Origin of the sequence: Flavobacterium aureirubrum (genome assembly GCF_038739835.1) — a bacterium.
GTDB classification, from domain to species: Bacteria; Bacteroidota; Bacteroidia; order Flavobacteriales; family Flavobacteriaceae; genus Flavobacterium; species Flavobacterium aureirubrum.
The window spans coordinates 50,755-63,115 of the sequence record NZ_JBCGDO010000017.1; the positions used below are offsets into that span (position 1 = coordinate 50,755).

Consider the following 12,361-nt stretch of genomic DNA (forward strand, 5'->3'; position numbering starts at 1 on the left):
ATAAACTAATGCTAAATAGTGAAAACAATCAATTACCCTATAAAAAAACAGGGTTAAGAATTAAAAAAATATAAAATATTTGTAGTTTAGCACTTTTAAATATGGGTAATTGTCAAATATTTATATTTTTGCAAAAAAGTCAATCCAATGAGAAAAATTGTTTTAAGCATAATTTTAACCCTTTTAATTATATTAACTTTCTTTTCTAACTCACTGCTGCCCGAAAATGCTGCTTCGAAGGCTGTTATAAAATTTGATACCGGCGATACAGCTTGGATGATTGTAGCCACAGCGCTGGTATTGCTGATGACACCAGGTTTAGGCTTTTTTTATGGTGGAATGGTTGGTAAAAAAAATGTGATTAGTACGATGCTTCAAAGTTTTATGGCGATGGTTATTGTCAGTGTTTTATGGATAGTTATCGCGTATGGCTTATGCTTTGGTCCATCTATAGGTGGAATTATTGGAAATCCTATTTCGAATTTATTTTTCAATAATGTTGGTACATCTTCAACGTGGTCATTGGCACCAACAATTCCTTTGCTTCTTTTTGCCCTTTTCCAAGTTAAATTTGCCATCATTACGCCGGCGCTTATTACTGGTGCTTTTGCAGAGCGAATTCGTTTTTGGTCCTATCTTTTATTCATGGTATTATTCATTTTGCTTGTTTACACGCCACTTGCACATTGCACTTGGCATCCGGATGGAATTTTCTTTAAAATGGGCGTTTTAGATTTTGCCGGAGGAACGGTGGTTCACATGAGTGCAGGCTGGGCAGCATTAGCTGGAGCAATATTTTTAGGAAAAAGAAAAAGTCAAAAAGTTAATCCCGCTCGAATTACTTACGTTCTATTGGGAACAGGATTATTATGGTTTGGCTGGTTTGGTTTTAACGCAGGTTCGGCAATGGGTGCTAATGGACTTGCTGTTCAAGCACTAGGAACAACGACCGTTGCCGCAGCTGCAGCATCAATGGCATGGGTATTTTTAGATAAAATTTTAGGACACAAACTTTCAGCCATGGGCGCATGTATTGGTGCAGTGGTAGGTTTAGTGGCAATAACTCCTGCTGCTGGTTTTGTGAGCATTTCACATGCAATTACCATCGGAATTGTATCGAGTATTGTTAGTAATTTCGCTGTGAGTAAATTTCCCAAAGGTAGAATTGACGATGCGCTTGATGTTTTTGCCTGTCATGGTGTTGGCGGAATGACGGGTATGGTTTTGACAGGTGTTTTTGCTTCGAAAGCTATAAATCCCGCTGTTGTAGATCAAGGATTGTTATTTGGCGAAACAAAACTCTTCATCAACCAAATTAGTGCTTTAATTATAGTTTCTGTTTTTGCTTTTACTGCTTCCTATGTTCTTTTCTTTATTACCAATAAAATCTCAAGATTGCGGGTAAGTGAAGACAAGGAAGAACTAGGATTGGATATTACACAGCATGGGGAATATTTGTAATTAAATCCCCAAATAATTACTTGGACTTATTTGCATTAGCTCATCTTTAATCTCATCAGAAACCTCTAAAGTTCCGATAAATGCATGAATCGATTCTTTAGTGATAGCAGCATTGGTTCTCGTCAATCCTTTCAATGCCTCATAAGGATTTGGATACCCTTCACGACGCAAGATTGTTTGTATAGCTTCGGCAACCACTGCCCAGTTTTTTTCTAAATCTTCCGCAAATTTCGGTTCGTTTAAAAGTAGCTTATTCAAGCCTTTTAAGGTTGCTTCAAATCCAATGATGGTATGACCAATTGGTACACCAATGTTTCGTAAAACCGTACTATCAGTTAAATCGCGTTGCAACCGTGAAATGGGTAACTTTGCCGAAAGATGCTCAAAAATAGCATTGGCAATTCCTAAATTCCCTTCCGAATTTTCAAAATCGATTGGATTTACTTTGTGTGGCATAGCCGATGAGCCTATTTCGCCTTCTTTTATTTTTTGCTTGAAATAATCCATCGAAACATAAGTCCAAATGTCTCTATCTAAATCAATTATGATGGTATTAATTCTTTTTAACGCGTCAAAAAAGGCTGCAAGATGGTCGTAATGTTCAATCTGTGTCGTCGGAAACGAATGTTGCAATCCTAAAACTCCTTCGACAAAATTAGTTCCAAATTTTTTCCAATCTATCGTTGGATAGGCTACATGATGTGCGTTGAAATTTCCAGTAGCACCACCAAATTTTGCGGCAAACGGAATATTAAACAGTAATCGCATTTGCTCTTCTAGTCGCTCTACAAAAACCAATATCTCTTTACCTAACCGCGTTGGTGAAGCCGGTTGACCGTGTGTTCTAGCTAACATTGGAATGTCCTTCCATTCTACACTTAACTCCTTCAACTTGGCAATTAATGCCACTAAATTGGGTAAATAGACTTGTTCAAATGCTTCTTTGGTAGAAAGTGGTATCGCCGTATTATTGATATCTTGAGAGGTTAATCCAAAATGGATAAACTCTTTATATCGCGAAAGTCCGAGCGTTTCAAACTTTTCTTTGATGAAGTATTCAACCGCCTTTACGTCGTGATTGGTTGTTTTTTCGGTTTCTTTTATGACTAAAGCATCTTCGGTAGAAAAATTTTTATAGATACTTCTTAAGTCATCAAAATTACTTTTAGTTATTCCTGATAATTGGGGTAAATTAAACTCGCATAAGGTAATAAAATACTCTACTTCTACTAAAACTCTGTATTTTATTAAAGCTTCTTCTGAAAAAAAAGACGCCAAAGATTTTGTACTTTTTCTATATCTTCCATCTATGGGTGAAATGGCATTTAAAGTAGTTAGTGACATTTATTGTGTTGTTTTTGTTGTAGTGCAAAAATAGTGATTAGTAATTAAGAATACAGAAAATAGAATGCAGAAAGTAGATATAAATAAACTAAATTCTACATTCTAATTTCTATCTTTAACTCTCTTTTAGTAGCTTTCCTTTCAGAAACGGAATGCCATCGGTTGCATTCATCGGAATAATTTCCAACGGATTTGATAAATCATAAATCGTTGTAGGTTTTGGATCGATATAAAATACTGGGACATTTAGTTTTGTATAATGCAACAAGCCAGCTGCTGGATATACCTGTAACGATGTTCCTATAACAGCAAAATAATCAGCAGTAGTAGTAATTGCAATGGCTTCATCAAATGCCGGCACCGCTTCTCCAAACCAAACAATATGTGGTCGTAGTTGATTTCCATTTTCGTCAACATCGCCAATATTCAAATCATCATACCAATCAAGAACATGGTTTCCTCTCGATACTTCGGAAATGGCACTTCGCACTTTGAACAATTCACCATGCAAGTGCAAAACCTTTGTACTTCCAGCTTGCTCGTGAAGATTATCGACATTTTGAGTAATAATATGAATATCAAAATCTGACTCTAATTCCGCTAAAGTATAATGACCTCGATTGGGTTTTACTTGATGCAATTGTCTTCGTCTTTGATTGTAAAAATCAAGAACTAGTTTCATGTTTTTATGCCAGCCTTCAGGCGAAGCTACATCCATTACATTATGACCTTCCCAAAGTCCATCGGCATCACGAAAGGTTTTGATGCCGCTTTCTGCAGAAATTCCTGCACCTGTTAAAACCACTAGTTTCTTCTTCATAATTATAATTTGGATTTAAAACTAAGCATTTTTGTTATTTTTGGCAAAAACTATTATCATGATTGACCTAGATTATCTGAATTACCTCGAAGGATTTTTGACAGACAATCGCAAAGAACGATTTGAAAACGTGTTGAATAATCGAACCAAGCACTTCACAATTGCAGTTGAAGATGTTTTTCAGTTTCATAATACTAGTGCTGTGATGCGCAGTTGTGAGGTTTTTGGCATTCAAGAAATCAATATCATCGAACAACGTTTTGGAAAAAATATTGATAAAGAAATTGCCATGGGCGCACAAAAATGGGTAGATATCAATAAGTTTGAAAACATTACAAATTGTATTGCAGCTCTAAAAAGCAAAGGATACCAAATCATTGCCACCACACCACATAATGACTCGTGTTTGCTTCATGAATTTGATGTAACTAAAAAAAGCGCACTATTTTTTGGCACCGAAAAAGAAGGTCTTTCAAATGAAGTACTGCAACAAGCCGATGGTTTTTTAAAAATCCCAATGGTAGGTTTTACTGAAAGTTTGAATATTTCGGTTTCTGCAGCGATAATTATTCAAGATATCACTACACGATTGCGACAGTCGAATGTTAATTGGAAACTTACTGAAGACGAACTACTTGAAAAAAGACTGGCTTGGGCAAAAAATAGTATAAAAGATATCAATAGGATTGAAGAACGGTATTATTCTACAAAAGATGTAACCTAATTCTTTTTTAAAACCTTATACTGCTCATAACATTCACTAATAGCATCCATAATCTGAAGGTCATTGGCCGTTTTAATAAACGACTCTGAATAGTTGCAACGTTGCAGAATTTCGGCAATTTCTTTTTTATCCACACCTAGAAGAACCGCGATGGTTTCTCTGTCAAACTTAGATTCCAAAAGATTTCGAACCGTATCATCTTTCTTCATCGATTTTAATCGTCGTAACTCCGTGGGTTTGTTGCCAAAAAAATTATACAACATATCAGCGGGATTAAAGATGGAACCCAAGACTCGGGTAAAGGCATTAGGCGAACTTTCACCAGCTTCATAAGCTTGTGGCAAACCAGAAATACTGTATCGGAAGTTTTCTTTTTCTGGAATCAGCTTTGAATCAATTTCGAGGTAACCCGTCAAATCGTACTTCTTTACAATTATTTCTTCCAATGCAATGGCTTTTTCGGTTAAATAAATTTTTGCAGTGCCATTTTTAATCCAGTCATTAGTAACTCTAACTCTTAAAGATTGATAACCCAAGGAAGAAATATGAAGCGTGTCACTCACACTAACTTCAAGTTCAAAAAAACCGCTCGCATTGGTTACAATTCCTTTCACTTTATTGATATTAATAACATTTACATTAGCAATGGGTAACAAATTATTATCATTAATGATAGTTCCAGAGACTTTTTGAGCTGATGTAGTAGTTTGCGCTTTGGTGCTAATTGCAAGAAAAAAAAATAAGAAAACTGTAAAATATTTCATAGCCACTTTTGATGGTTTAAAAGTATGAAACTCTTTTAAGATATTTTGCAGTTTGCAATTAGAATTAGAACAAAATTAACAAAACTTTGTATTTTTATAAAAAGCAAATTCCAAATTCCAACACTAAATTGATGGAATTTGGAATTTTAAATATGATTGATATATTTTTAGCTTTTTCGAGGTCTTCTCGCTTTCGCATCATCAAAAGAACGACCAGCTGGTCTATCGGAATTGCTTTCAGAACGTCGTGGTGCGTTGCCTTCTCTTTGTGATGAACCTGGTTCTCTCCGCGGCGCTGATGACCTTTCACTTCTAAAACCACCTTCACGTCGCGATGATGCGCTTCGTTCGCGGCTATCTGATCTCGATCCGAAACTTCCACCACTTCTTGGTGCGCTGCTTCTTCCGCCAAATCCACCTGAACTTCTTCTTTCGCCGCCACCACTTCTTCCATTGTGGTCACGTCTATCGCGGCTTCCACCGTCGTTTTTAGAAATTTCTACGTTAATTCTTCTACCGTTCATGTCATATCCATTTAAGATGGACATTACTTTCTCCGTATGCTCACCATCAGTGTTGAAAAAAGAAAAACCTTCCTTAACATCTACTTTGAACACATCATCTCTGCCTAAATCGAGTGTTTCTTTTAAGAAATCTTTTAATTGCATCCAGTCAAAGTCATCACGCGAACCGATATTCACAAAATAACGAACTGGATCTCCAGCTCTAATCTCTCTTGGTTCTGAATTGCGTTCGCTTCTTTCCCCTTTCTCCCCCGATAAATCGCGTTTCTTTTTATAATAATTGATAAATCGATTAAATTCTACCGATACCATTTTCTTAATCAATTCTTCTTTAGAAAGTCCATCTAGTACTTCGTTTATCGCTGGTAAATAGCTGTCTATTTCGTGGTCAACTTCGGTGTCTTTAATTTTATTAGCAAGGTGAAGCAACTGTATTTCACAAATTTCAATGCCAGATGGTATTGTTTTTTCTTCAAATTTTTGCTGAATAATTCTTTCGATTGCCGAAATTTTACGGATTTCACTTTTAGTAATAATCACGATAGAAGTACCTAATTTACCGGCACGACCAGTTCTTCCTGAGCGGTGATTGTAGGTCTCTATTTCATCTGGTAATTGGTAGTTTACCACGTGAGTAATATTATCAACATCTATTCCGCGTGCTGCAACATCGGTGGCAACAAGCATTTGGATTTGCCTTCCACGGAACGATTTCATCACGCCATCGCGTTGCGCTTGTGATAAATCACCGTGTAAAGCTGCAGCGTTGTAACCGTCTTCAATTAGTTTTTCCGCAACGGCTTGTGTGTCTCGTTTAGTTCTACAAAAAACAACTGAAAAAATATCCGGATTAGCATCGGCTAGTCTTTTCAGCGCTTCGTAACGATCGCGAGCGTTCACACAATAAAACTCGTGCGAAACCGTAGCCGAACCTGAATTTTTCGTTCCTACTGTAACTTCGGCAGGATTGTGCATAAATTTCTTTGCAATTCTAGCTACTTCAGTAGGCATTGTTGCAGAGAATAACCACGTCCTTTTTTCGTCTGGAGTATCTGACAAAATGGATACAATATCTTCATAGAAACCCATATTTAACATCTCATCGGCTTCATCAAGAATACAATAGTTGATGTTTTTAATGTTTACCAATCCACGATTAATCATGTCTTGCATTCTTCCTGGCGTTGCCACAATAATTTGTGCGCCACGTTTTACTTCCCTAGCTTGCTCAGTAATACTCGCACCACCATATACTGCCACTGTGTGTAATCCTTTTACATACTTGGAGTATTGCTTAATTTCGTTGGTGATTTGGAGACATAATTCGCGTGTTGGCGATAAAATAAGTGCTTGTGTGCTTCTGTCCTCAGCATCAATTTTTTGTATTAGTGGAAAACCAAAAGCTGCTGTTTTTCCTGTACCTGTTTGTGCTAAAGCGACTAAGTCTGTTTCTTGTTCCAATAGGACTGGAATGGCTTTTTCTTGCACTTCTGACGGATTCTCAAATCCTAGATCTTTGATCGCCAGCAGTAACGACTCATTCAGACCTAATTGTTCAAATTTATTCATAAAGTATTTTAAAATTTTGTGCAAAGATACTCTTTAACTGTCATATAAACTAATTTGCTGTTTATTGATAATTAATTAGTTACAATTTTAAAATAGGTGTTTACGAAGATTGTATGACTAGTATTCGTGTTTTTGTGCCAAAAAATCTACCAATTGTTTGACCGCTAGTCCACGATGACTTATCGTTGCTTTCTCTTCTAAACTAAGTTCAGCAAAGGTTTGCTTATAACCATCCGGAACAAAAATGGGGTCGTAACCAAAACCATTGCTGCCTTTTTTTTCTTCAACAATCTGACCATGAATTATACCTGTAAAAAGGTGTTGCTTTCCATTCCAATTCAAACAAATAACAGTTTTAAAATTGGCTTTTCTATTAGTAACAGTTGCTAAATTTTCTAAAAGCTTACTGATGTTGTCGTTTGAGTCTTTTTGATTTCCTGCATAACGAGCAGAGTAAACACCTGGCGCACCGTTTAAAGCATCCTCTTCTAATCCGGTATCGTCCGCAAAACAATTATAACCATAGTTTTGAGTAACATAATCGGCCTTTTGAATAGCATTTCCCTCTATAGTAAAAGAGGTTTCAGGAATTTCATCAAAACAACCTATGTCTTCCAAACTCAAAAGGGCAATATCTTTGGGTAACAATAGCCGAATTTCTTTAATTTTATTCAGGTTATTAGATGCGAAAACGAGTTGCATATTATTTTGGTTTGTGTGTAAAATTAATCAATTTTAATAACTGCGTTAAAGTGACACTATTTAGTTGTAATTAAATTAAAAATGCGAGTGCAATGTAATTGGTTGTTTACTTATAAAATATAATGCGATAATACAAACAAATTTTTAAAGTTTTTTTAACTGAAAGTAGTAAGTTAAATAATTAGATTTGTTCAAAAGGAAAATTAATATCAGTAATAACATAGTACAATAAATAGTTAAAACTAACGATAAAATAAATTTTATGAAATGTCCAAATTGTAATGTAAGTTTAGTAATGGCAGACCGCAGTGGAGTTGAAATTGATTACTGCCCTGATTGTCGTGGCGTTTGGTTAGATCGAGGAGAACTCGATAAAATTATAGAACGCTCTACTCAAAATGTTAAAAATATTCCAATAGATAACTATGCCGACCGCAAGTACTACTCCAAGGAAAGTGACTATCGACATAAGAAAAATAAAGGGTTTTTGGGAGATTTGTTTGACTTTTAGTTTTTTGCTTGATCCAGTATCGCGATGTAATTTTACCATCTTATATCAAGTAAACCGCGCGGTAAATAATAAAGCAATTGACATGTTAAAGAAGTTACAACCCATAATCCTATTGGGAATTGTGATATCTGTTCAAGACTTTAGAATGTTTTCAATAAAATAATAGTAATTTTAAAAATATTTTAATTATTTTAAACTTTTAATGAAAAGTCAATAATATAAACTATCTTTGCGCTTTATTAAATATCAATATTATGAACGAAGGAACAATTAAATTTTTCAATGAAGCAAAAGGCTTCGGTTTTATTACACCAGATGGTGGTGGTCAAGATGTATTTGTTCATGCTACAGGCCTTAACGGTGTGGTGCGTGAGAATGATAAAGTGTCTTATTCTGTAGAAAACGGACAAAAAGGACCAACAGCTGTAAACGTAAACGTTATCTAAGATATATTTTTACCGAAAAATGGAAAGCCAATCTCAAAAGATTGTCCTTTTTTTATTTCATAACTTTTGTGTGAATAAATTCTTTACCGCCATTATCACTATTACTGTAAAGTTTACGGACATATATAGTTTTAAAAAAACATCTAGTTTCAATTTTTTAGATAGCAATATATCTTGTTTATACTCTAGTTTTCATACATTTGCTAAAAAATAGTGAATGAAACATATTGTTTTATAGCAATTACTAGTTCAAATAATATAATATACTATTCAATTTAGTGTTAAAATTCTTATTCATTACAAGAATATTGTTTGTTTAGAGCTGTAAAATCAACGAAATCCTTTTACTTCGTTATTTTCTTTTATAACAATTTATATTGGTTTTAATTATAATGTTTAGCGATGGTGCACATTTTGACTAATTGTTATAAACACCTAGAAAAAATAAAAGTCTTTTTTTAATACTTAAATCTATGAGATTACTATTTTTTCTTATGCTTTTTATGATTTCTTGCGATAATGATAAACAACAACCATCGCCTACTTCTCCTATTGCTTATAGACAAACTCGAACAATAACCTATAACAATATAGATGTCGATATTGTAATTGACAAACCTGCTTTGAATGAAGTGGATGTTTTATTAGTATTTCATGGCACAGTGCTTAATGACAGTAATATATTGACTGCTGCCAATACAACACTTGACAGATTCAAGGATATTTTAGTCAGTGAAAATATGATGATTGTGAGCGTAGCTTATCCCCAAGAAAATTTATTATTGGGTGACAACATTGTTCAAGCCGAAGCAGCCTTGTTATGGTTAAAAAACAGCGCTAATCAAGAATTAGGTATCACAGTAAAAAAAATATTTTTAGGTGGACATTCTCAAGGTGGCTATTTGGTTACACGGCTCAACACTATGCACCAAACTGACGGTGTCATTGCTAATGCTCCGGGACCATTAAACCTTGTATATCGATGTCAACTAGAAGAGAATGGGCAAATTCAATCGGGAGCGGTTTGTAGCCAATTAAGAAATGTGTATGGCACAACTGTGAGTAATCCAAATGCGTATTTTCAAAGGTCATTACTAAATTTTACTAGCGGTTTCAAATCTGACATCCTATTTATACAGGGTCTTGCTGACTCACCTATTCAAATGTACTCGTGGCCCACTTTTAAGCAAGATATTTTAAATTGTACAAATTGTCAAAACAGTCAGTTTGTTGAAATAGTTGGAAGTGGACATTCTTCTTTATTTGAAAACCCTACTGCAAAAAGTGCGTTCAATAACTTTATTACAAGTAGATTAGAATAAGCGGCACATTACTACCCTGTTTTCTTCATATCTATAAAATTGTTAATTTCTTTTTTTTAGCTAATAAAAAATTGAACTCGATTACGGAATTGCGGAGGAATAATTAGGAACGTTTTCTGTACCATCCCTAAAATTATTGATTATACTATTTTACCCCTCTTCTAAAACTATTTTTTAACAAATGTTTAGCAATAAGTACATATTATGTCTATAAAGCATGTTAAAATCCTATTAATTGTAAACCTGGTTTCTTAACTTTGTGTATGGCACAACGAGATATTGTTGTGTTGTAGCGTTTACTAATTGATGAACAAACAGACAAAATAAATTTAACGCCATTACAACGCGGGCATGATAAAAGAGAGTATCACAACGAAGATTAAAACAAAATTTGTGGCACTAGCCAAAGAAAAATCAAGTGTTAACGAAATAGCATCAGGAGCAGCACTGGGTGCATTTACTGGCGTTTTTCCATCATTTGGATTAGGATTTGTAATCGTTCTTTTACTATACAGGTTTTTTAAATTCAACATTTTAGCAGCAGTAAGCGGAAGTTTAATTTCTAATCCACTTACAAGTCCAGTTTTTATGTTGCTAAGTTTTGAAACTGGTGAAATGCTGCTCAATACCAATGTCCGTTTCGAGATGCATAATTGGTCTGCGAATTTGAAAGAAGCTGGCTATTCCGTTTTTATTGGAGCATTAGCGGTCAGTAGTTTCGTCAGCGTAGTGACCTATTTTATTACTAGGTATGTTATAATTTATATTAGAAATAATAAAGATTAATCGTTAACAACAAAAATAAACCACAATAAGCAAATTACTAAAACAATAATTAAAACAAACAATATGAAACTACTAGTTACTACCGATTTTTCAACAAATTCAAAAGGTGCCATTCGATTTGCACAAACATTAGCAAACCAAGCTGACAATGTTGAGATTGTGTTCTATCACGCACTTACCATCATGAAACCCACCCGATGGAACGAACGTTTTTATCATAGTTATGAAGAGGAAGAAATCAAGCGTCTTACCGCGGAACTTAGGAAATTTGTTTTTTCGGTTTTGAAAGATAAAGAGCGTTTTGATGCTGTAAAATGCGTAGTCGATAATTGTCTTTCAACAGAAAGTGGAATAATCAAATTTGCACAAAAAAATAAGATGGACTATATATGTATCGCAACGCAAGGCGCTGGTATGTTTAGAAAAGTTATGGGAACACATACTTCCTATATCGTCAATAATTCTGACGTTCCTGTTTTGGTTATACCAAGTCATTACAGATCCAAAACTTTAAAAAGAGCTACTTATTTGTCCGATTTTGAAAATATAAAAAGCGAATTAACCAAAATCTCAAAACTTACTACACCTGCAGCTATGCAATTAGAAGTTTTGCATTATTCGTCAATTCTCTTTGATAAGAAGAAATTTGAAAAAAACAAAGCATTATTCAATACAACAGCATTTGAAAATATAAAGTTGAATATTCAAAAAAACAACTTAGAATTTTCGCTTGTTGAAAAAATTACGGCCTACGTACAAAAATCGAAACCTGAATTATTAATCATGTTTACCAACAGAAAAAAAGGATTTTTTGAAAGTATTTTTCTGCCAAGTAAATCAGCAGAATTAACATACACCACAAAAGTACCTGTATTGATTTATTCAAAATGACAGTAGCAAAAAGCAGAAACTTTATCCAAACTATTTTCAAAAAATTTAAAATCAATGCTCTAAAAATATATCATGCGCGCGGAAGCGCTCATGAAATTGCTTTAGGTGCAGCTATCGGAGTTTTTTGGGGTGTGTTTCCCACTTTTGGATTAAGCACTGTTTTATCTGTATTGCTTTATAAAATCTTTCGGTTTAATTTATTAGTAGCCATTTCTGCGGCCTTTATTTCAAACCCGCTAACGAGTCCGTTGCTTTTATTACTAAGTTATAAAGTTGGCACTTATTTTATAGAAACCAATATCAAATTCGACACTGAAAATTGGTATCAAAATTTCTCAAAATTAGGTTATATTATGCTAATAGGTTCCACAATAGTGAGCACAGTCACCGCGTTAGTTATATATTTCTTAACTAAATTCATAGTCAAAAAAAGACGGGCATTTAAAAATGCCAACATTATTTAAATGCAAATTGTACTAAATTTTAAAAACAAACTA

General features: G+C 34.4%; 13 protein-coding genes. 8 read left to right on the top strand and 5 right to left on the bottom strand.

Annotated features, from left to right (window positions below; all coding sequences use genetic code 11):
• Positions 1 to 147 precede the first annotated feature (147 nt).
• Complete coding sequence (locus WFZ85_RS12220; RefSeq protein WP_342696581.1) at positions 148 to 1,461, top strand: ammonium transporter; 1,314 nt, start codon at positions 148 to 150, stop codon at positions 1,459 to 1,461.
• On the opposite strand, the gene purB is transcribed toward WFZ85_RS12220, so the two are convergent.
• Positions 1,462 to 2,805 carry an adenylosuccinate lyase gene (gene purB / locus WFZ85_RS12225; RefSeq protein WP_342696582.1) on the bottom strand — a complete coding sequence of 448 codons (1,344 nt, stop codon included), beginning with the start codon at positions 2,803 to 2,805 and terminating at the stop codon, positions 1,462 to 1,464.
• A 115-nt stretch (positions 2,806 to 2,920) separates the two neighbouring features.
• Positions 2,921 to 3,625 carry an SIR2 family NAD-dependent protein deacylase gene (locus tag WFZ85_RS12230; RefSeq protein WP_342696583.1) on the bottom strand — a complete coding sequence of 235 codons (705 nt, stop codon included), beginning with the start codon at positions 3,623 to 3,625 and terminating at the stop codon, positions 2,921 to 2,923.
• A gap of 58 nt (positions 3,626 to 3,683) precedes the next feature.
• On the opposite strand from WFZ85_RS12230, the gene WFZ85_RS12235 reads away from it, so the two are divergent.
• Positions 3,684 to 4,349 carry a TrmH family RNA methyltransferase gene (locus WFZ85_RS12235; protein ID WP_342696584.1) on the top strand — a complete coding sequence of 222 codons (666 nt, stop codon included), beginning with the start codon at positions 3,684 to 3,686 and terminating at the stop codon, positions 4,347 to 4,349.
• On the opposite strand, the gene WFZ85_RS12240 is transcribed toward WFZ85_RS12235, so the two are convergent.
• The 3 genes from WFZ85_RS12240 to WFZ85_RS12250 form a co-directional block, all read right to left on the bottom strand.
• The gene (locus tag WFZ85_RS12240) at positions 4,346 to 5,113 is read right to left on the bottom strand and encodes a carboxypeptidase-like regulatory domain-containing protein (protein ID WP_342696585.1); all 768 of its coding nucleotides are present in this window, start codon (positions 5,111 to 5,113) and stop codon (positions 4,346 to 4,348) included. The genes WFZ85_RS12235 and WFZ85_RS12240 overlap by 4 nt on opposite strands.
• A gap of 167 nt (positions 5,114 to 5,280) precedes the next feature.
• Entirely contained in the window at positions 5,281 to 7,206 is a 1,926-nt protein-coding gene (locus WFZ85_RS12245; RefSeq protein ID WP_342696586.1) for a DEAD/DEAH box helicase, read from the bottom strand.
• A gap of 117 nt (positions 7,207 to 7,323) precedes the next feature.
• A complete protein-coding gene (locus tag WFZ85_RS12250; RefSeq protein ID WP_342696587.1) occupies positions 7,324 to 7,908 on the bottom strand; it encodes a non-canonical purine NTP diphosphatase in 585 nt (194 codons plus the stop codon).
• 262 nt (positions 7,909 to 8,170) lie between these two features.
• Between WFZ85_RS12250 and WFZ85_RS12255 the strand changes: the two genes are divergently transcribed.
• The 6 genes from WFZ85_RS12255 (at position 8,171) to WFZ85_RS12280 (ending at position 12,328) form a co-directional block, all read left to right on the top strand.
• The gene (locus WFZ85_RS12255) at positions 8,171 to 8,419 is read left to right on the top strand and encodes a TFIIB-type zinc ribbon-containing protein (protein WP_342696588.1); all 249 of its coding nucleotides are present in this window, start codon (positions 8,171 to 8,173) and stop codon (positions 8,417 to 8,419) included.
• 254 nt (positions 8,420 to 8,673) lie between these two features.
• Positions 8,674 to 8,865, top strand: coding sequence for a cold-shock protein (locus WFZ85_RS12260; RefSeq protein ID WP_342696589.1), 192 nt, complete (start codon positions 8,674 to 8,676; stop codon positions 8,863 to 8,865).
• 473 nt (positions 8,866 to 9,338) lie between these two features.
• On the top strand, positions 9,339 to 10,187 hold the full coding sequence (locus WFZ85_RS12265) for an alpha/beta hydrolase family protein (protein WP_342696590.1): 849 nt from the start codon (positions 9,339 to 9,341) through the stop codon (positions 10,185 to 10,187).
• A 351-nt stretch (positions 10,188 to 10,538) separates the two neighbouring features.
• Positions 10,539 to 10,973 carry a DUF2062 domain-containing protein gene (locus tag WFZ85_RS12270; RefSeq protein WP_342696591.1) on the top strand — a complete coding sequence of 145 codons (435 nt, stop codon included), beginning with the start codon at positions 10,539 to 10,541 and terminating at the stop codon, positions 10,971 to 10,973.
• Between the two features lie 63 nt (positions 10,974 to 11,036).
• Positions 11,037 to 11,864, top strand: a complete 828-nt coding sequence (locus WFZ85_RS12275) for a universal stress protein (protein WP_342696592.1) — start codon at positions 11,037 to 11,039, stop codon at positions 11,862 to 11,864.
• Positions 11,861 to 12,328: a DUF2062 domain-containing protein gene (locus WFZ85_RS12280; protein WP_342696593.1), complete on the top strand. Its 468-nt coding sequence runs from the start codon at positions 11,861 to 11,863 to the stop codon at positions 12,326 to 12,328. The genes WFZ85_RS12275 and WFZ85_RS12280 overlap by 4 nt, the downstream gene beginning before the upstream one ends.
• Positions 12,329 to 12,361 lie beyond the last annotated feature (33 nt).